This is a genomic window from Streptomyces cahuitamycinicus (assembly GCF_002891435.1).
In the GTDB taxonomy this organism is placed as follows: Bacteria; Actinomycetota; Actinomycetes; order Streptomycetales; family Streptomycetaceae; genus Streptomyces; species Streptomyces cahuitamycinicus.
Genome location: NZ_POUC01000133.1, coordinates 1 through 18,877 on the forward strand (window position 1 = coordinate 1; position 18,877 = coordinate 18,877).

The window sequence follows — 18,877 nt, forward strand, 5'->3', positions numbered from 1 at the left end:
CCAGCAGACGATCACACGATCGAGCTAACTCAGCGTTGTGCGCACTCCTTGGTGAGCAGTTCCAACCCCCGCCAGCGACTCCGGGGCCGAGCGCCCCCGCAACGGTCGGCCGTTGCCCGGGGGTGCTGACGACCGGCCGGGGCGGCCCTCGGAGGCGGTGGCGGTCGGCCGCCCGGCGAAGCGGCCCCACCCGACCGAGGGCCCACCGGCTCCGCCCGGACCAAGGCACCCGGTCCGGTTCGCCGGAGGCTCAGGCCTCCGCGGGCTGACGGGCGTTCGTCCGGACCCAGTCCACGATCGAGGCCGTCGTCGCGCCCGGCTTGAAGATCTCCGCGACGCCCTTCTCCTTCAGCAGGGGGATGTCCGCCTCGGGGATGATCCCTCCGCCGAAGACCAGGATGTCCTCCGCGTCCCGCTCCCTGAGCAGATCGATCACGGCCGTGAAGAGCGTGTTGTGCGCTCCGGACAGGATGGACAGCCCGATCGCGTCGGCGTCCTCCTGGAGCGCCGTGTCGACGATCTGCTCGGGGGTCTGGTGAAGCCCCGTGTAGATGACTTCCATACCGGCGTCGCGCAGGGCACGCGCGATCACCTTGGCCCCGCGATCGTGGCCGTCGAGCCCCGGCTTGGCCACCACCACGCGGATCGGACCGGCTGCCACACCCATCACTGCCTCCATGAAGCGACTACATCAATCCGCACCGACAAGTACCGCACACATCGGGCAAGCCGTACACGCCGCACCGCACGGACGCCCCGCCCCGAACCTTCCGGGCAAGTGAACGGACGTTCTCCAGCATCCCGCAACCGGCAGTTTCACGGTGGATGCCGAGGGGGAAATCACACGATGGGACAAGCGCAAGGGGAGTTGCATCGAGGTAGCCGTACCGCCGCACCGTCCACGACGGACCGCGACAGCACGGCGCTTCGGCGAAGGCACGCAGGGCAAGCACCGCACTCACAGCACGCAGGGCAGACACGGCACACCGGCGGGGAGCCTCGTCACCCCACCGATCGGGGACCTCCGCCGACCACCGGCGTCACATGCGCCACACGCCGCGCTCTACCCCCGCGGCTCACGCGGCACACGCCGCTCTCGCGGGCATCGCCGGCCGTCTTCGCGGCTGCTTTCCACGAGGGCACACAGGGGGCGGAGGCGTCCTCCCGCGTGCCGACAGGAGGTCGGCCATGAAGGTCACCAGGGCGGCTCTGCCCTTTCTTCCGTTCTGCGAGCGCCTGCTGCCGGGCAGACTGGCGGGACTCTCCCTGGCTCTCCTGAAAGCCACCGCCCTGGAGATCGCGATCCTGGCCGGGCATCTCCTCCTCTACCCGTCCGGCATCGCCCAGGAGCGCCGGGCCCCCGTCCCGGCGCTGCCCGGGGACGGTGCCGCCCAACTGCCCACGGAGGCCAAGCCGCCGGTCCTGCTCCTGCACGGATTCATCGACAACCGCTCGGTCTTCGTCCTGCTGCGCCGCAGCCTGGCCCAGCACGGCAGGCAGCAGATCGAGTCGCTCAACTACTCGCCGCTGACCTGTGACATACGGGCCGCCGCCGAACGGCTCGGCCGGCACATCGAGGAGATCTGTGAGCGCACGGGGGCCGACCGGGTCGACGTCGTCGGGCACAGCCTCGGCGGACTGATAGCGCGTTATTACGTGCAGCGGCTCGGCGGCGACACGCGCGTACGGACATTGGTCACGCTCGGCACGCCGCATTCGGGAACCCGAGTGGCGCCCTTCGCCGACGCGCACCCCATCGTGCGCCAGATGCGCCCCGGCTCACCGGTGCTCAAGGAGCTCGCTCTGCCCGCCCCTGACTGCCGTACGCACTTCGTCAGCTTCTGGAGCGACCTGGACCATGTGATGGATCCGCTGGAGACGGCCTGCGTCGACCATCCCGATCTGACGGCGCAGAACGTGCGCGTGACCGGCATCGGCCATCTCGCCCTGCCCGTTCATCCCGCCGTCGCCAACGGCATACGGCAGGTCCTGGACACGGCACACGCGGGTGAACCCTCGGCCGAACAAACCGGCGGTCTGACGGTCGCCTGAGAATCGTCATACAGCGATCACTCAACGCCGAAGCACCGATCAACCTCGAACAAACTTCGAACACAGAGCCAAACCCGTGCCCGCCGTCCGCCAAAACACGGCCGAATGCCCGTTTCCTGCGCGCGCGAAACCTGCGGAAGATTGTCGTGCTCGCGTACCGCCGGGTACAGTCGCCGCACTGCTCTGGCAGCCCCTGTTGTCGAGGCGAAAGAGAAGTTGGTGAACGACCGTCACCCGTCGGGGACCATGACCCCGGCTCCGGCTTCCGACGCCGCCTCCGCGCACTACGCGTCGTACGGCACCCAGGAAGCCCAGTACGGCGACCTCACCACGTACGGCGACTACGCCGCCACCGGATTCGACGCCACCGGGCACACCACCGCGAGCTTCGCGACCGACCCCCTCTTCGGCGACATGCCGGGCAGTGGCCAGGACACGGGCAGCTACGACACCGGCCACTGGCCCACCGGCACGCACGAGAACATGCACTACGACGGATACGCGGCCCAGCACCACGGCGCCTACGACACCGGCGTCTACGACACGACCCCCTGGACGGCCGAGCAGCAGCCGATGTCGGCCATCCCGTCCCAGTCCCCCTCGCCCGACGCCACGGGGCAGTGGGAGTCGGGCGCCTGGCTCCAGCCGGACCAGTCCGGCAACACCGCCGACCACACCCAGCAGTGGGAGTGGGGCACGCAGGCTTTCGACACAGGCGCCTACGACGCCACGCAGTGGAACTCCGACGGCAACGCCGCACCGGATCCCGACGCGTACGAGCACCCCGCCGAAACCTTCGGGCAGCACGAGACGGCGACGTTCGAGCAGGTCGCCTACGACGAATCCGCCGGGGCCGGTTTCCACGACCCCGCCGCGGACGGAGACGAGTCGGCCGCCACCGGTGAACTGCCCGTCGTCACCCCGCTCCTGGACGGCCAGGAGGACGTCGTCCCCGCCGCCCGGTCGTCGCGGGCGGCCTCGCGCGCCGGTTCCCGTTCCCGCCGCCGCACACCGCCCAAGCGCTCGGCGCTGATGACCATCGCGGTGCCCTCGGCCTGCGTGATGGGTGTCGCCGGGATCGCCGCCGCCTCCGTGGGCAGTTTCGCCGACGACAGTGCCGCCGAGGCGCAGACGACCGCGGCGGACGCGCAACCGGTCAAGCCGGCCGCCGCCAACAACAAGCTCGACACCCAGCTGCAAAGTCTTTCCGCCGGCGCCGACGACTTCGCAGACCGGGCCAGCCGTACACAGGAGCGCATCGACCTCAAGGCCCAGCAGGCGGCCGAGAAGAAGCGCGCGGCGGAGGAAGCGGCCCGCAAGGAGCGGCTGCGCCCCAAGTTCGCCCTGCCGGTCGCCCGGCACGGACTCAGCGCCTACTACGGCCAGTCCGGCATCAACTGGATGTCCCTCCACACCGGCATCGATTTCCCCGTCTCGTACGGCACGACCGTGATGGCCGCGACCGACGGCACCGTGCGCACCCAGTGGAACAGCGCGTACGGCAACATGATGATCGTGACCGCCAAGGACGGCACGGAGACGTGGTACTGCCACCTCTCCACCTACACGGTCCCCTCGGGTACGACCGTGAAGGCGGGCGATCCGATCGCCCGCTCGGGCAACTCCGGCAACTCCACCGGTCCTCACCTGCACTTCGAGGTGCGCCCGGCCGGCGGCTCGGCGATCGACCCGCTGCCGTGGCTGCGCAGCCACGGCATCGACCCGGCGTAACGTCCCGGCAGCCCCCGCCGGTCCGACGACAGGGCTGCGAACCAAGTCCGGCAGGCCCTTCGCACGCTGAACGTTGATGCCGGTCAGTCGGCAGGTGGCCGCTGCCCGTGGCGAGGCTTCGGATCCTTCACGGACTGTGTGTGCCAGAACCCCAATGGCGCAGACACGACCAGTAGGGCCTAGGAGTCTGCGAGCCACGCCAGTAGGCGGCCCTGCGACCAGCAGCGGCCGACGGCCTCGGCGCGCAGAACCGATTGGCCGAACACCGCCAGGCCGATGATGCTGTGGCCGGAGGCACGGCGGTCGCCGAGTGTCGGTATCGCCGGTGCGACTCCGACCCCCTCCGCTGACACCCACGCCACCGTCCGGCCGGCCGCCGCCTCGTCGAGGCGGTGCAGGAACCGCAGGCGGCGCTCGAGCGGGAAGCGCGACAGCGCCCACGTCGTGGTGACGACAGGCAGGGCGTCGGCGGGCACACGGGCGAAGGCCTCGGGCAGCACCTCGACGGCGTCACCTCGCAGCAGCAGCGGAGGAGTTGTCGCCGACAACGCCATCTCCGCGTCGAGCCTTGCGGCCTGCTCCGGATGACCGGGCGCGTCCGGCCACAGGCAGGCGCGCAACCATCGGGCGTGGTCAGCGTCGGTCACGTCGACCGGATCGAGGTCGATGCCGACCCGGGCGACGACCTCGGGCAGGGCCCGGGTCGGGACGGGCCGGTCTCCCACGGTCGAAGACGTCATCTGCACGGGAGATGACGGGTCTCCCAGCGATTGTCCGTTGCTGTACGTGATGCCGACGCGATCGACATTGAGGTTGAGTCCAGCCGAGCAGCCCACGTCGATCAGCCCCACCGCATGCGCGCCCACCCGGCGCGCAGCCTCGGCGATGGCCGGATACAGCACGGCGCAGCGTCCGGTCTCGTTGGTCCGCGTCTGCCGGTGCGCGGCGGTGGCCACGACGGTGTCGGTCATGCGCAGCAGCGTGTCGATCGCCGCGGCGGCGGCAGCGTCGCCGTCCGCGGCGGCATAGGCCGCGGCGAGTGCCGGGGCGCGTCCGGCGAGGGCGAGATCGTGCAGCGCGGCGAGGATTACCGCGGGGTGCCGCTTGCGCGCGGGCGCCGCCTCGATGGCGCGCAGGGCCTCGTCGGATTCACTCAGGGCGACGGCGACGCGCTCGTACAGCGGCGACTTTTCGGCGGCCTCGACCTCACCGAAGTGTCGGTACACCTGAGCGAGAGTGCGGGCTCTGCCCACGGGTAGGGCGCTTCCTGCGGTCGACCTGGGCATCCGACGATCCTAGCCAACTGCAGGAAACCCCGCCCCCGTTACCCGGCACAAGGTGTCGACTCGATGGCTGATGCCTCTCCCTCACCGGGGAGCGGACACTCCGAGCTGGCCGGCCGCCCAGGTGTACTCGAACTCGGGCAGCTCAAAGCCCTGCTCGAACAGGCAGACGCGCTCGTCGGTACGCAGAGCGCCGTGCCGCTCGTAGAAGGCGATGGCGCGTGTGTTGGCGCGCAGTACCTCCAGACAGACATCCCGCCCGGGATGCTCGGTGGCGGCCCACGCGAGAGCGTGTCGGAGCAGGCGGCCTCCGATGCCGGAACCAGTACGGCCTGGCCGGGCATGCAAGTTGTCCAGAAGGATGCGGCCGTCGGGGCGCGGAACGAGGTAGGCGAAACCGTCCATCTCGCCTCCGCTCACGGCCACGAACAGTCCTGCGGTCGGCTGCGGCTCCAGCATGCGCCCTTGCCAGAGCGCCAGCCGGTCCTCGAACAGGGGGCCGGCCAAGAAATCACTCGGCATGATCCCCGTATACGCCGTACGCCAACTCTCCGCGTGAAGCGCCGCGATCTGTTCCACATCGCCCCGCACACCTGCTCTGATCTCCATGTCGACGAGCCTCGCGTACGGCCTCGGGCGTTGTCACCTCGGTGAGCTTCAACAGGCGACCGGTGATTCCCCCGGTCGATGGTGACATCGGCTTGCGTGGTACGCCGCCACCCTTCGTCCGCCGGCTCAGGGGGGACGTTCACCGGTCGCAAGCCGCGTTCGGGGAACCGCACCACCCGGACCCGCCGCTCGGACGACAACCCGATGACGCGCGAAGCGAGGATCCTGGCTCAGCTGTTCGACGTCGTGGTCGCGCCGGGCGGTGACGACTTCCCGGGCGTCCCGGGGGCTCGTCTCACGGCACTACAGCTTCTCCACCGGCGCGTACCGCAGCAGCAGCCGCTTCGGCTTGGCCTCGCCGAAGTCGATCGTCGCCTCGGCGTTCCCGCCCGTGCCCTTGACCGCGACGACGGTTCCGAGCCCGAACTGGTCGTGTGTGACGCGGTCCCCGACCGCCAGCGCCACGACCGGCTTCTCGGCGCTGCGGCGCGTGGCGAAACCGGAGGCGCCCGAGGCCGACGAGCGTGAACGCGACGAGGACAGCGAGGCCGCCACCGCCGAGACCGGCCCGGCGGACGCGGGCGCGGTCGCCCCGGTCCGCTTCCACTCCATGTGGGCCGGCGGGATCTCCTCCAGGAACCGGGAGGGCGGGTTGTACGACGGCTGGCCCCAGGCGCTGCGCAGGGTGGACCGCGTCAGATACAGCCGCTCCCGCGCGCGGGTGATGCCGACGTAGGCCAGGCGCCGTTCCTCCTCCAGCTCCTTGGCCTGCCCGAGGGCGCGCATGTGCGGGAAGACGCCGTCCTCCATGCCGGTCAGGAAGACGACCGGGAACTCCAAACCCTTGGCGGTGTGCAGGGTCATCAGGGTGATGACGCCGTCGCCGTCCTCCTCGTCGGGGATCTGGTCGGAGTCGGCGACCAGCGCGACCTGCTCCAGGAAGTCCGAGAGGGTGGTCTGCTCGTCCTCGCCGCGCTCCTGCTCGAATTCCATCGCGACGGCGGCGAGTTCCTGGAGGTTCTCGATCCGGGTCTCGTCCTGCGGGTCGGTGGAGGCCTGCAGCTCGGCGAGGTATCCGGTGCGCTCCAGCACTGCTTCCAGAACCGTGGCCGGTCCGGCGCCGGACTCGACGACCGTGCGGAGGTCCTCCATCAGCGTGTTGAACCGCTTGACGGCGTTGGTGGAGCGCGCGGCCATGCCGTACGCCTCGTCGACGCGCTTGAGCGCCTGCGGGAAGCTGATCTTCTCCCGCTGGGACAGGGCGTCGATCATCGCCTCGGCCCGGTCGCCGATGCCCCGCTTGGGGACGTTGAGGATCCGGCGCAGCGGCACCGAGTCCTCCGGGTTGGCCAGGACGCGCAGGTAGGCCAGGACGTCCCGGACCTCCTTGCGCTCGTAGAAGCGGACGCCGCCGACGACCTTGTAGGGAAGGCCGACGCGGATGAAGACCTCTTCGAAGACACGGGACTGGGCGTTGGTCCGGTAGAAGACGGCGACGTCGCCGGCCTTGGCCTCGCCGGCGTCCGTGAGGCGGTCTATCTCGTCGGCGACGAACTGCGCCTCGTCGTGCTCGGTGTCGGCGACGTAGCCGGTGATCCGGGCACCGGAACCGGCCTTGGTCCACAGGTTCTTGGGACGGCGGGACTCGTTGCGCTCGATGACCGCGTTGGCGGCGCTGAGGATCGTCTGCGTGGAGCGGTAGTTCTGTTCGAGCAGGATGGTCGTCGCGTCCGGGTAGTCCTCCTCGAACTGGAGGATGTTGCGGATCGTCGCGCCGCGGAAGGCGTAGATCGACTGGTCGGCGTCGCCCACGACACACAGCTCGGCGGGCGGGAGCTCGGCCTCGGGCGGCACGTCGACGGGGTGCTCGGACGTGCCGACCAGCTCGCGGACCAGGGCGTACTGGGCGTGGTTGGTGTCCTGGTACTCGTCGACCAGCACGTGCCGGAAGCGGCGGCGGTAGTGCTCGGCCACGTCCGGGAAGGCGCGCAGGAGATTGACCGTCGTCATGATCAGGTCGTCGAAGTCGAGGGCGTTCGCCTCGCGCAGCCGCGACTGGTACATGGCGTAGGCCTGGGCGAGGGTCTTCTCGAAGCCGTCGCCGGCCTGGGCGGCGAAGTCCTCCTCGTCGATCAGCTCGTTCTTCAGGTTGCTGATCTTGGCGCTGAAGGACTTCGGCGGGAAGCGCTTGGGGTCGAGGTCCAGATCGCGGCAGACCAGGGCCATCAGGCGCTTGGAGTCGGCGGCGTCGTAGATCGAGAAGCTCGACGTGAAGCCGAGCTTCTTGCTCTCGCGGCGGAGGATGCGCACGCACGCGCTGTGGAACGTCATGACCCACATGGCGTTCGCGCGCGGGCCGACGAGCTGCTCGACACGTTCCTTCATCTCGCCGGCGGCCTTGTTGGTGAAGGTGATCGCGAGGATCTGGCCCGGGTGCACGCCGCGCTCGGCGAGCAGGTGGGCGATGCGGTGCGTGAGCACCCGGGTCTTGCCGGAGCCGGCACCGGCCACGATGAGCAGGGGGGAGCCGGAGTGGACGACGGCGGCGCGCTGGTTGTCGTTCAGCCCCTCCAGGAGCGCGGCGGTGTCCACCGGGGGGCGCGGGGCGCCGTCCCGGTAGTAGGCGTCCCGGTCCGGGGGTGCGTCGAACTTCCCGCCGAACAGATCGTCCGGAATCGGCTCCGGTACGTGATCGTCCTCGGGTGGCGGCGGGGGCTCGTCCGCGGGGCCCCGCTGGGCCTGGAGGTTCGCCAGGAAGCTGTCGTCAAAGAGGCTGCTCATCGCTCTCCGAGTCTAGGGCGCCCCACTGACAGCCCGCCGCCGCCCTGAGAACATCGCCGGGCGCCCGGGCCCCGCCGACCGGCCGACGGCGAGCTGTCGCCCTCCGTGACGGCTTGATCACGTCCTGCTACACACTCCGCAATTGCGGACGAACCGTGACCAGGCAGCCTCGATCGTTCACTCTCGGCAATGCTCATGACCAAGGTCACGAAAATGTATCGGGCATATCACCCATCAACCTTCACAGGGGCCACACGAGTTGGCTACCGTGCGACCAGGCCGCATGACCCCCACCGGCGAACGTCGCCGGGCCGCGCGGCCTCCGCCGAGTCCGGTGTGCCGCAGCGGCAGCCGGAGCCGGGGACCCAACCGTGAACCTGGGGTGAATCGGCCCGACTCCCTGTGCGGAGACGGCCGTAGGGCAAACCTTCCGAACCACCCGCCCGAACCCGACAGCTAACCCGGTAGGCGGAACATGGAAGGAGTCGCCTCCCTTGGCGTCGCACCGCAAGTCGCGTCCTACGGGTACGCGCGTGGCAGGCATACGGACCCCCGCCCTCGCAACGGCGGCCCTCACCTCCGTAGCCCTGCTGTCCCAGTCGGCCAACGCCGCCCCCGAGGCCGACGACAAGCCCAGCCTGGAGGAAGTCGAGAAGAAGGTCGACGACCTGTACCGCCAGGCGGGGTCGGCGACCGAGAAGTACAACGCGGCCAAGGAGAAGACGGCGAAGGAGCGCAAGCGCGCCGACGCCCTCATCGACGACGTCGCGAAGCGCACCCAGAAGCTCAACGAGGCGCGCGAGCAGCTGGGTTCCTTCGCCTCCGCCCAGTACCGCACCGGCGCCGCCGCCCCGGACACGGCGACGTTCCTGCTCGCGGACACCCCGCAGGACTACTTCGACCAGACCCAGCTGATGGACCGGATGACCGGCCGTCAGAAGGTCGCGGTCGACGACTACGTCACGCAGCAGTCCGAGACGATGAAGAAGCGCCAGGAGGCCACCGAGAGCCTGGAGACACTCACCGAGTCGCAGGGCGCCCTGAAGACCGCCAAGGCGACCGTCCAGCGCAAGCTCGCCGACGCGCGCGAACTGATGTCGAAGCTGACCGCCGAGGAGAAGGCCCGGCTCGCGGCGATCGCGAAGGAGAAGCGGGAGGAGGCCGCCCGCAAGGCCGACGAGCTCGCCCGGCAGCAGGCCGCCCAGCAGCAGGCGCAGGACGAGGCCGCTCGGCAGCAGGACAGCGGATCCTCGTCGTCGGGTTCGGCGGGCTCCGGCTCGTCCTCTGCGACGGCCCCGGCCGACTCCTCGTACGCCACCAAGGCCGACAAGGCGCTCGCCTTCGCCCGTGCCCAGATCGGCAAGCCGTACGTGTGGGGCGCCGTCGGCCCCGGCTCCTACGACTGCTCCGGCCTCACCCAGGCCGCGTGGAAGGCCGCGGGCGTCACCCTGCCGCGCACCACCTACGACCAGGTGAACGCCGGCACCACGGTCCCGCTCTCCCAGGCCCGTCCCGGTGACCTGGTCTTCTTCTACGACGACGTCACCCACGTCGGGATCTACATCGGCAACGGCATGATGATCCACGCCCCGAAGCCCGGCACGTACGTGCGCGAGGAGTCGGTCTACTACGACGGCGAGTCGGCCATCCACAGCGTGGTGCGGCCGGCCTGAGAGGTCTCGTCACACTTTTTGAGGGGCACGCGCGCGTGCCCCTCTCGGAACGAGTGCGGCGCTCTCTAGCATCGGCCCTATGTCCGGTCCCTCCCCGTTTGCCACCTGGTGGTCGACATATGCGCTGGCGACCGGCATCGTGTCGGTCGGCCTCGACTCGGCGGGGTACGAGGCCCTTTCCCGCATCGCCCTCGCCCTGACCTGCGCGTCCTGGCTGGTGGCGGTCACGGGTCTCGCCCAGCGGGCACGCGGCGGGTGGCGGACGGAGACGCCGGCCGCGGGCACCGTCCAGCAGCGGGCACGCGGCGAATGGCGGGCGGAGGCGCCGGCCGCACTCACGGCCGTGGCTGCGACCGCCGTCCTGGGTACCGGCTTCTCCGCGGCGGGCCGGCAGTCCCTCGCCGAGGCACTGCTGGCGCTCGCGATGCTGCTCTGGGCGGTACTGCTCACCGCGGAGGCCGGGGGGCGGCGCGGCACGGTTTTCCTGCGCTGTGTGGCCACCCAGGGGCTCGCGGTGCTCGGCGCCACGCTCGCCGCGGCCGATACGTCGCCCTGGCTCGCCCACGCGGCCCTGGTGCTGTTCTGGCTGGGCCTCGCGCTCTACGGCTTCGCCCTCTTCCGCTTCCAGCCCCGGCAGGTGGAGGAGGGGCGCGGCGACCACTGGCTCGCGGCCGGCGCCCTCGCCGTCTCCGCACTGGCCGGAGCGAAGCTCCTCAGCGCCGACAGCGCGCGCCTGTATCTGTGGAACGAGGAGAACGCCGACGTGCTGCGCACGACGGCCGTCACGCTGCTCGTGCTCGCGCTGATCACCTGCGTCGCCCTGCTTCTCGCCGAGCTCTTCTGGCCCCGCCACCACTACGACGCGCGGCGCTGGGCGACCGTGTTCGCCGCGGTCGTGACGGCCGCGGCCGCCCTGGCGGTCGCCGCCGCCCTGGACGTCCCCTGGCTCGACGCCGCCGGGGAGGTGCTGCTGTGGATGGCGGTGGCTGCGTGGCTCGGGTGCACCGCCTGGGCGGTCACCTCGGCCCGGGCCGGTGCCCGGCGCTCCGGGGTCAGGTCCAGAGCACGGCGATGAAGATGTTCGCCGTGGTCAGCAGACCGACCAGGCCGAAGAGGCCCTTGTCCACCTTCTCGTCGTCCCGCTTCACGTACACCAGGCCGAGGATCACGATCAGCAGGGCCAGCTTCACGCCGATCTTGATGTTGTTCACGGACTGGTCGTCGGCCTGGTTGAGGCCGGTCAGGATCACACCGGTGACCAGCATCGTGAGCGCGCCGTGCAGCATCGCGGGGGTGTAGCGGGCGCTGCCCGCGCCCATCGCCTTCATCTGGGTGAGGAAGCCGCCCAGGAGCGAGGCGATGCCGATGATGTGGAGGCCGACGAAGAGGTGGATGAGTACGCCCATGAGGCCGGAGCCTAATCAGGGTCCCGAGACCGCCCGACACCGGCCCAGTGATGCACATATGCACCCCATAGCACCCGATCACGGTCACTCGCTAACGATTCGACGCATCGGTCATCACGCTGAGTTAAGTCGACGGCGTCCAGGCCGGGCCACGGTCGCATACGGTCACCGCCGGTCCTCTCAAGACACTTCCGCACACCTGCCACCGGCCCGTCGCGGCGACGCCTAGCGTCCTCCACCAGGTGCCCGGCTCCCCACCGCCGCCCGGGCCAGGGGCGGCAGTCGGACACCACCGCCGAAAGGGTCCGGCGGCGATCCGCTCCCCCTGTGCGGGCCGTCGCCGGACCGCGCAGGCCGCCCGTCCGCTCCCCCCGGGCGCCCGCACGCACCCCTCGGCGGTCGAGGAAAGGACGTGGCCTCCAGGTGGCAGCGCACCGCAAGCCCCGACAGCGCTCGACGGGTGGCGGCACGGCCCGTACGGCCGCCACGATCGCCCTCGCGAGCGCGGCGACGGCGACGGGCTTCGACGGAACCGGGCACGCCGAACCGCAGCTCACCCCCGGCCAGGTCAAGGCCAAGGTGGACAAGCTGTACCAGGAGGCGGAGGTCGCCACCGAGAAGTACAACGGCGCGAAGGAGAAGGCCGAAGCGGCCGGGCAGCGGCTGAAGAACCTCCAGGACCAGGCGGCGCGCAAGGAGGAGCGGCTCAACTCCGCCCGCGACGCCCTGGGTTCGGTCGCCGCCGCGCAGTACCGCGCCGGCGGCCTCGACCCCGCGATGCAGCTCGCCCTCTCCGACGATCCCGACCGGTACCTCGACAACGCCGAGTTCGTCGAGCGGGCCGGCAGCCGGCAGAACGCCGCCGTCGCGGGTGTACGCAAGCAGCTGCGGGAGATCGAGCAACTGCGCGGGGCCGCCCACATCGAGCTGACGTCCCTGAAGTCACGCCGGGCGGAGCTGAAGCAGCACAAGAAGTCGATCACCGGCAAGCTGGGCTCGGCACGGCAGCTGCTCTCCCGGCTCGGCCCGCAGGAACGTTCCCTGCAGGGCGCGTCGCAGGACCGCGGCTCGCGCTCGACGGGCGCACGGGACACTCTCGCGGCCCCCGGCTCCGCCTCGTCCCAGGCGACCGGCGCCCGCGCCGCCGCCGCCGTCTCCTACGCCTACCAGAAGCTCGGCAGCCCTTACGTCTGGGGCGCCACCGGCCCGAACGCCTTCGACTGCTCGGGCCTCGTGCAGGCCGCGTACCGCGCCGCGGGCGTCTCCCTGCCCCGCACGACCTACTCCCAGATCGCCGCGGGCCGCCGCGTCTCCCGCTCCGAACTCCTCCCCGGCGACCTGGTCTTCTTCTACGCCGGCATCAGCCATGTCGGCATCTACGTGGGCAACGGCCGCATGATCCACGCTCCGAACCCGTCGGCGCCGGTACGCGTCGCCCCGCTCGACGAGATGCCGTACGCGGGGGCGACGCGGGTGGTGTGAGCGCCGGTGTCACACGAGCCGGCGAGCCGTCGCCCAGCGCGTCAGCTCGTGCCGGTTGGAGAGCTGGAGCTTGCGCAGGACCGCCGAGACGTGCGACTCGACGGTCTTCACGGAGATGTACAGCTGCTTGGCGATCTCCTTGTAGGCGTAGCCCCGGGCGATGAGCCGCAGCACCTCGCGTTCGCGCTGGGTCAGGCGGTCCAGGTCCTCGTCGACCGGCGGTGCGTCCGTGGACGCGAAGGCGTCCAGGACGAACCCGGCCAGCCGGGGTGAGAAGACCGCGTCGCCCTCCTGGACACGGAAGATGGAGTTCACGAGGTCCGTGCCGGTGATCGTCTTGGTGACGTACCCGCGGGCACCGCCGCGGATCACGCCGATCACGTCCTCCGCGGCGTCCGACACGGACAGCGCCAGGAAGCGGACCGGCTGCTCGGCGTCGCCCATCAACGGGGCGCAGCGGCGCAGCACTTCGACACCGCCACCGCCCGGCAGGTGCACGTCGAGGAGGACCACCTCGGGCCGGGTCGCGGTGATCACCGTGACCGCCTGGTCGACGTCCGCGGCCTCGCCGACGACCTCGACGCCGGTCTGCTCGGTCTGCCCGATCTCGGCCTGGACCCCCGTACGGAACATGCGGTGGTCGTCGACGAGGACCACGCGCACGTGACGCCCGGGGCCGCCGCCCGACTCCGCGGGCCCTGCCGCCTCCGCCGGTCCCGCCGTACCGTTCGCCTCGGTCGGGTCGCTCATGACGTCTTCTCCGCCCTCTCCATCTCCAGCTCGACCTCGGTGCCGCCGTCCGGCACCGCGCGCAGCCGCGCCGTACCACCGTTGCGCTCCATGCGGCCGATGATCGATTCTCGGACACCCATCCGGTCGGCGGGTATCGAGCCTAGGTCGAAGCCGGGGCCGCGGTCCCGGACGGACACGAAGACCGTCTTCCCCTCGACCTCGGCGAAGACCTGTACGGCTCCGCCCTCGCCACCGTACTTGGCGGCGTTCACCATTGCTTCGCGCGCGGCCTGCATCTGCGCACTGATTCTCTCGTCGAGCGGGCAGTCGCCCACGACCACGACCTCGATGGGCACGCCGTGCTTGTCCTCCACCTCGGCCGCGTTGCGCCGCACGGCGTCGGCCAGGGTGGTGGGCTCGTCGGCCTCGTCCTTGCCGGTGCCCTCCGGTTTGTACAGCCAGGTGCGCAGGTCGCGCTCCTGGGCTCGGGCCAGGCGGCGCACCTCGCTCGCGTTCTCCGCGTTGCGCTGGATCAGGGTGAGGGTGTGCAGCACCGAGTCGTGCACATGGGCGGCGACCTCCGCGCGCTCCTGGGCGCGGATGCGCATCAGGCGCTCCTCGGAGAGGTCCTGCGTCATGCGCACCAGATACGGCCCGGCGAGGAGCGTTATGCCGACGAGGACCGCGAGGGCCGCCTGGAGGACGGAGCCGAGGTGAGCGGCGGAGCCCTGCAGGACGAAGATGCCGGAGACGCCGGCCGTCACCAGCAGCACCCCGCCCACCGAGCGCAGCAGCGTGAGAGTGCGCCGGCGGCGGCCGACCTCGACCCAGCGGGCCCGGCGGGCGTTGTCGGCCTGGCGCCAGACCAGGGCGACGCCCGCGCCGACGAGCACCGTCGGCCAGAGGTACGCCCTCGCTCCTCCGCTGAGGTTCACATTGCCCACGAAGACCAGGGCCACCACGACCATGAGGAGCAGGGCCACGATCTGACCCTTGTCGGGCCTGCGCGCGACGCGTCTGCGGCGGCCGTCGGGCGAGGTCTCCGCGGCCGGCGGCGACGGCGGCCTCTGCGCCCCGACACCGCCGACACCGAGCGGGACGAAGAACCAGAACGCGGCGTACAGCAGCGCACCGAGGCCGTCGGCCATGAACAGGCCGACGAAAACGAGCCGCACCCAGATCACGGGCAGCCCGAGGTGCCCGGCGAGGCCCCGCGCCGCGCCCCCGAGCCAGCGTCCGTCACTGCTGCGGTAGAGCTTGCGCGGCGGCCGCGGTTCGGCGAGTGGCGCTGCTGCGGCTTCCGACATGCCATTGATGGTCACACGTGCGGGAGGCCGGAGCATCAGGGTCGGCCCCTGAGGCTCCCCTGATCTCCCCGGGCCGGTCCTCGAACGCTTCCCGCGCCGACTCTCAGGGCCGATATCAGGGTCCGGCCAGGGTCGTTCCGACTCCCGCCGGGGCGTCGCGCCCGTCACCATGGACCCATGACCGATCACGAGCACGCCGCGGCGGGTCCGGGACCCGGCTCCGGCCCGCGCCCCGCCCCGGGCGCCGGGCCGCAGGATGCCGCGCCCGCCGCGGGTCCCGCACCCGGGCGCGCGGACGCGGGAGAGCAGGGGGGAGGAGTTCCCGGCTCGGCCGCCCCCGCCGAAGAGGGTGTCCCGCCGGGGCCGCCCCACGCGTTCCGCCGAGACCGCCGCCACAAGACCCTGGCCGGCGTCTGCGCGGGACTCGGACGGCAGTGCGACATGGACCCGGTCATCTTCCGCATCACCCTCGCGGTGCTCTCCGCCACCGGCGGCATCGGCCTGCTCTTCTACGGCTTCGCCTGGCTGTTCGTCCCGTACGACGACGAGGAGAACGAGGTCCGCAAGCTGCTCACCGGCCGCGTCGACGGCCAGGCCCTGACGGCCGTGCTGTTCGCGCTGGTGGGCTGCGGCGTGTTCCTCACCATGTTGAACAACGGCGGGGTGCTGACCTTCGCCGTCGTCCTCTCCCTCCTTCTCGCGGGCGCCGGCTACTGGTCGCGCCAGCGCGGCGCCCCCGGCCCCGATCCTTCCCCGAGCTCCAGGCTGCGCTCGAGCAGGGGAGTCCCCATCGCCGCGCAGGCCGTCGCCGATGCCCCGCCGGAGCCCCAGGCGCCGCCGGTGCTCCTCACCACCCCCTCCTGGTGGCGGGACCCGATCGTCAAGGACGGCACCCACATCGGCGGCACGGGCTACCTGTGGGGTCCCCGAGACCCGCATGATCTGGACGTCGCCGCAGCCCTCAACATCAGCCTCGGTACGCAGCCGGGTGCCCGCGAGGACATACCCGCCCCGCACCCCCGGCCGCTCCGGCCGCGCGGGCCGCGATCGATCGGCGGTTCGGTCTTCCTGCTGGCCCTGCTCGCGGGAGCCCTGGGCACGAGCCGCACATGGGACGGCCACCCGCTCGGCACCAGCCTGCAGACGGGCCTTGCCTGTGCGCTCGCCGTCCTCGGCCTGGGCATAGCCGTCAGCGCCTTCCTGGGCCGGACCGGCGCCGGCTCGGTCTTCCTGGCGATCATCACGGCCGGCCTGCTCGCCGGTGCGGCGGCCCTGCCCAAGGACATCGACACCCACTGGGCGCGCACCACCTGGCAACCCGCCACGGTGGCGGACGTACGGCCCGGGTACGACCTGGGCACCGGCGTCGGCACCCTGGATCTGAGCAAGCTGGACGTGTCCGGGAAGCAGACGGTCACGACCCGGGCGGAGGTCGGCATGGGCCGGATCAAGGTGCTCGTGCCCGAGGACGTGACCGTGCGGCTGAACGTCGAGGTGGGCGTGGGCGACCTCCAGCTGCCCGGCGACGACCCGAAGGACGTGGACGTGCAGCCGGACCAGCACAAGGAGATCACCCTCTCCCCCGCCGAAGGCGTCGAGGAGGCCGGCACAATCGACCTGGACCTCCAGGTCGGCATGGGGCAGGCGGAGGTGACCCGTGCTACGTCATGAACTCCAGCCCGGAAAGCTGATCGCCGGCATCGTCCTCGTACTGACGGGCGTCCTCTACGCCGGTGACGCGGGCGGCGCCTGGGAGATCCCGTGGTTCGTGGTGATCCCCCTGGTCACGGGCGGGCTGTGCCTGGCGGGCGCGGTGGCGTTCCTGACGGGCCGCGTACGGCGCCACCGACGGCGGGGCCGTACGGGTGCGGACCTGGCGTGACGGTGACCGGCCTGCTACTGGTAGCCGCCGCTGCGCTGCCGTCGCCGTGACCCCAGCTTGGCGTCGAGGGACAGCAGGGGGGCACCCGCCAGGATCAGAGGGGTCCAGGCCATGAGGTAGGCGAGATCGTTGCCGTAGTAGTACGGGTCGGAGGCCCAGCTCACGGTCAGCCACAGGCTGAGGGAGATCAGCGCGCCACCGAGTGCGGCCAGCCGGGCGAGGAGGCCGAGCAGCGTTCCGATGCCGACGGCCAGTTCACCGAAGGCGATGGCGTAGCCGAAACCGGCAGGGCTCTTGAGGGAGAGGTCGACCAGGGCGGGAATGGCGGAGGAGTCGCGTACGGCACGCATCATGTCGCCGATCGACCCGGCACCGGAGTCCTTCATGAAGGCGCTGTCGGTGAGTTTGTCCAGGCCGGCGTAGATGAAGGTGACGCCGAGGAAGATGCGTAGGGGCAGCAGGGCGTAGCGGGTGGCGTTGTCCCGCCAGCCTCCCCCGTTGCCGAAATGGGGGGAGTGTGTGTCCGTTCGCATACTGTGAGTCATCGCTGCTAGCCGCCTCTCGCCGGTGCCGAGACCCCCTCAACAGACAATACGTACGACAAACGGACCGCGCTCAATCCTGTGTCACCGGGCTGATTTCGTCGTGCCGGTGGTGCGGGGTGCCTGGGAAGCGCCGTCGCTCACTCCGTCACGTCGATCGCGTACCGATTCGTCTCCACCCCGGCCGCCGTGACGACCTGCACCTCCACCCTGCCCGGTTCGACATCCGCCGGCACCGGCACCGTCAGCACGGCGTCCGTGGGGTTGCGGAACCCTCCGGGAACCGGGATCAACGGCACATGGACGTGCACCGCGCCCACGCGCACGACCATCCGGGCCAGCCGGTCGGCCCCCTGCGCCCCCGGCGGCACGAATCCCGCACCCCGGATCTCGATGTCGTCCCCCGTACGGATCGGCCCGTCCAGGTCCCCCGCCTCCCGGGCCCGGACGACGGAGAGGATGACCGGCCGGCCGCCCTCCGCGTACTTGCCGGCCAGGTACGTCGCCGCCGAGACCAGCACCACCACCGCCAGTCCCCACGGCAGATCCGGCAGCTGCTCCGGCCGCCTGGCCAGCCGTACCGCCGCGTAGACCAGGGCCACCCCGCTGATCACGACGTACTGGATGTCGGCGAAGGTGCCCCGCCCGGCGTCGTCGGTCAGCAGATCGGCGGCCCGGGGCCGGACGGCACGCACCTTCTGCAGCCGTTGCCCCAGTACCCGCAGCCCGACCACCCGCCGCACGAGCACGGCGATTCCGCACAGCACGGCGAGCACGGTCACGATTCCGGCGCCCCGGGCGAGGTCCAGCCCGGAGATCAGCGCGTCCCGCTCCCGGTGCCGGGAGGCGGCGGCCAGCCGCCCCGCGAGGACGAGCACCGAGTAGGCCACGAAGAGCACCCACGCCGCGGCGACCGTACGGGACGTGGACAGCCGGTTGTCCTCACCGATCACGGGCGCCAGCGCCCCGCCCTTCGCCCGGTGGAACCACGACGCGGCGGTCAGCGACGAGGCCAGCACCAGCGCCGCGGCCAGCCCGGCCGTACGCGCAGCCGTCCAGCCCGCACCGACGGCCGTGAGCGCCTGCCCGAGCAGCAACAGCACCACGGCGCCCCACGCGACACCCGCCGTGCGCCGCCACACGCCCGTCAGCCAGGCCTGCCCCTCGGCCCGCCCTCGCTCGGCGACATGCTCGGCGGACTGCGACAGCTCCTCGGAGACCCACTGGCGGGAGGCCGACGCGGAGTGGGCCACCGCGGCCGGCAGCCCCTGCCCGGCCGCGAACTCGTCACGCTGGCGCAGGAACGCGGCGACGGCCCGCCGATGCCCCTCCCGCGCACCGTGCGGACCTGTCTCTTATACAAATCTGACGCTGCCGACGAACTCTAGGGTGTAGGT

General features: G+C 71.3%; 15 protein-coding genes, 1 pseudogene and 1 riboswitch. Of the genes and pseudogenes, 7 read left to right on the forward strand and 9 right to left on the reverse strand.

Going from position 1 to position 18,877, the window contains the following annotated elements:
- Positions 1–250: 250 nt before the first annotated feature.
- Positions 251–667, reverse strand: a complete 417-nt coding sequence (gene icmB / locus C1J00_RS19305; protein ID WP_102910318.1) for a coenzyme B12-dependent isobutyryl CoA mutase small subunit — start codon at positions 665–667, stop codon at positions 251–253.
- A 521-nt stretch (positions 668–1,188) separates the two neighbouring features.
- Between icmB and C1J00_RS19310 the strand changes: the two genes are divergently transcribed.
- The gene (locus C1J00_RS19310; protein WP_102910319.1) at positions 1,189–2,052 is read left to right on the forward strand and encodes an esterase/lipase family protein; all 864 of its coding nucleotides are present in this window, start codon (positions 1,189–1,191) and stop codon (positions 2,050–2,052) included.
- 219 nt (positions 2,053–2,271) lie between these two features.
- Positions 2,272–3,783 carry a M23 family metallopeptidase gene (locus C1J00_RS19315; RefSeq protein ID WP_102910320.1) on the forward strand — a complete coding sequence of 504 codons (1,512 nt, stop codon included), beginning with the start codon at positions 2,272–2,274 and terminating at the stop codon, positions 3,781–3,783.
- A 179-nt stretch (positions 3,784–3,962) separates the two neighbouring features.
- On the opposite strand, the gene C1J00_RS19320 is transcribed toward C1J00_RS19315, so the two are convergent.
- The 3 genes from C1J00_RS19320 to pcrA all read right to left on the reverse strand — a co-directional run bounded on the left by C1J00_RS19320 (position 3,963) and on the right by pcrA (position 8,456).
- Positions 3,963–5,009, reverse strand: coding sequence for a DUF2332 domain-containing protein (locus tag C1J00_RS19320; RefSeq protein ID WP_219728361.1), 1,047 nt, complete (start codon positions 5,007–5,009; stop codon positions 3,963–3,965).
- 141 nt (positions 5,010–5,150) lie between these two features.
- Complete coding sequence (locus C1J00_RS19325; protein WP_245936406.1) at positions 5,151–5,588, reverse strand: GNAT family N-acetyltransferase; 438 nt, start codon at positions 5,586–5,588, stop codon at positions 5,151–5,153.
- 390 nt (positions 5,589–5,978) lie between these two features.
- Complete coding sequence (gene pcrA, locus C1J00_RS19330) at positions 5,979–8,456, reverse strand: DNA helicase PcrA (protein ID WP_102910323.1); 2,478 nt, start codon at positions 8,454–8,456, stop codon at positions 5,979–5,981.
- Positions 8,457–8,769: 313 nt separating this feature from the next.
- Positions 8,770–8,942: riboswitch (cyclic di-AMP (ydaO/yuaA leader) on the forward strand.
- A gap of 8 nt (positions 8,943–8,950) precedes the next feature.
- Here pcrA and C1J00_RS19335 point away from each other — a divergent pair.
- Positions 8,951–10,129 (forward strand): C40 family peptidase, encoded by a 1,179-nt coding sequence (locus C1J00_RS19335; protein WP_102910324.1) that lies wholly within the window; start codon positions 8,951–8,953, stop codon positions 10,127–10,129.
- Positions 10,130–10,208: 79 nt separating this feature from the next.
- Complete coding sequence (locus tag C1J00_RS19340; RefSeq protein WP_102910325.1) at positions 10,209–11,204, forward strand: SLAC1 family transporter; 996 nt, start codon at positions 10,209–10,211, stop codon at positions 11,202–11,204.
- Here the strand turns inward: C1J00_RS19340 and C1J00_RS19345 are convergent.
- The gene (locus tag C1J00_RS19345; RefSeq protein WP_102910326.1) at positions 11,182–11,535 is read right to left on the reverse strand and encodes a hypothetical protein; all 354 of its coding nucleotides are present in this window, start codon (positions 11,533–11,535) and stop codon (positions 11,182–11,184) included. The two genes, C1J00_RS19340 and C1J00_RS19345, sit on opposite strands and share 23 nt — an antisense overlap.
- A 423-nt stretch (positions 11,536–11,958) precedes the next feature.
- On the opposite strand from C1J00_RS19345, the gene C1J00_RS19350 reads away from it, so the two are divergent.
- Positions 11,959–13,017 carry a C40 family peptidase gene (locus tag C1J00_RS19350; RefSeq protein ID WP_102910327.1) on the forward strand — a complete coding sequence of 353 codons (1,059 nt, stop codon included), beginning with the start codon at positions 11,959–11,961 and terminating at the stop codon, positions 13,015–13,017.
- Positions 13,018–13,026: 9 nt separating this feature from the next.
- On the opposite strand, the gene C1J00_RS19355 is transcribed toward C1J00_RS19350, so the two are convergent.
- Both C1J00_RS19355 and C1J00_RS19360 read right to left on the reverse strand, forming a co-directional pair.
- Complete coding sequence (locus tag C1J00_RS19355) at positions 13,027–13,767, reverse strand: LuxR C-terminal-related transcriptional regulator (RefSeq protein ID WP_102910328.1); 741 nt, start codon at positions 13,765–13,767, stop codon at positions 13,027–13,029.
- The gene (locus C1J00_RS19360; RefSeq protein WP_102910332.1) at positions 13,764–15,056 is read right to left on the reverse strand and encodes an ATP-binding protein; all 1,293 of its coding nucleotides are present in this window, start codon (positions 15,054–15,056) and stop codon (positions 13,764–13,766) included. Before C1J00_RS19360 ends, C1J00_RS19355 begins: the two co-directional genes overlap by 4 nt.
- A 177-nt stretch (positions 15,057–15,233) precedes the next feature.
- On the opposite strand from C1J00_RS19360, the gene C1J00_RS19365 reads away from it, so the two are divergent.
- On the forward strand, positions 15,234–16,727 hold the full coding sequence (locus tag C1J00_RS19365; RefSeq protein ID WP_102910329.1) for a PspC domain-containing protein: 1,494 nt from the start codon (positions 15,234–15,236) through the stop codon (positions 16,725–16,727).
- Positions 16,714–16,938 carry a hypothetical protein gene (locus tag C1J00_RS19370; RefSeq protein WP_102910330.1) on the forward strand — a complete coding sequence of 75 codons (225 nt, stop codon included), beginning with the start codon at positions 16,714–16,716 and terminating at the stop codon, positions 16,936–16,938. The genes C1J00_RS19365 and C1J00_RS19370 overlap by 14 nt, the downstream gene beginning before the upstream one ends.
- 14 nt (positions 16,939–16,952) lie before the next feature.
- Here the strand turns inward: C1J00_RS19370 and C1J00_RS19375 are convergent, their stop codons facing one another.
- Both C1J00_RS19375 and C1J00_RS19380 read right to left on the reverse strand, forming a co-directional pair.
- Positions 16,953–17,483 carry a DoxX family membrane protein gene (locus C1J00_RS19375; protein ID WP_180989608.1) on the reverse strand — a complete coding sequence of 177 codons (531 nt, stop codon included), beginning with the start codon at positions 17,481–17,483 and terminating at the stop codon, positions 16,953–16,955.
- Positions 17,484–17,620: 137 nt separating this feature from the next.
- Positions 17,621–18,826: pseudogene (locus C1J00_RS19380) on the reverse strand (hypothetical protein); the annotation flags it as partial.
- Positions 18,827–18,877 lie beyond the last annotated feature (51 nt).

What these genes read in the sequence shown, in the direction of transcription:
- icmB (WP_102910318.1), bottom strand. Translation starts at nt 667, where the DNA reads ATGGGTGTGGCAGCCGGTCCGATCCGCGTGGTGGTGGCCAAGCCGGGG.
- C1J00_RS19310 (WP_102910319.1), top strand. Translation starts at nt 1,189, where the DNA reads ATGAAGGTCACCAGGGCGGCTCTGCCCTTTCTTCCGTTCTGCGAGCGC.
- C1J00_RS19325 (WP_245936406.1), bottom strand. Translation starts at nt 5,588, where the DNA reads ATGCCGAGTGATTTCTTGGCCGGCCCCCTGTTCGAGGACCGGCTGGCG.
- pcrA (WP_102910323.1), bottom strand. Translation starts at nt 8,456, where the DNA reads ATGAGCAGCCTCTTTGACGACAGCTTCCTGGCGAACCTCCAGGCCCAG.
- C1J00_RS19340 (WP_102910325.1), top strand. Translation starts at nt 10,209, where the DNA reads ATGTCCGGTCCCTCCCCGTTTGCCACCTGGTGGTCGACATATGCGCTG.
- C1J00_RS19345 (WP_102910326.1), bottom strand. Translation starts at nt 11,535, where the DNA reads ATGGGCGTACTCATCCACCTCTTCGTCGGCCTCCACATCATCGGCATC.
- C1J00_RS19355 (WP_102910328.1), bottom strand. Translation starts at nt 13,767, where the DNA reads ATGAGCGACCCGACCGAGGCGAACGGTACGGCGGGACCGGCGGAGGCG.
- C1J00_RS19360 (WP_102910332.1), bottom strand. Translation starts at nt 15,056, where the DNA reads ATGTCGGAAGCCGCAGCAGCGCCACTCGCCGAACCGCGGCCGCCGCGC.
- C1J00_RS19365 (WP_102910329.1), top strand. Translation starts at nt 15,234, where the DNA reads ATGACCGATCACGAGCACGCCGCGGCGGGTCCGGGACCCGGCTCCGGC.
- C1J00_RS19375 (WP_180989608.1), bottom strand. Translation starts at nt 17,483, where the DNA reads ATGACTCACAGTATGCGAACGGACACACACTCCCCCCATTTCGGCAAC.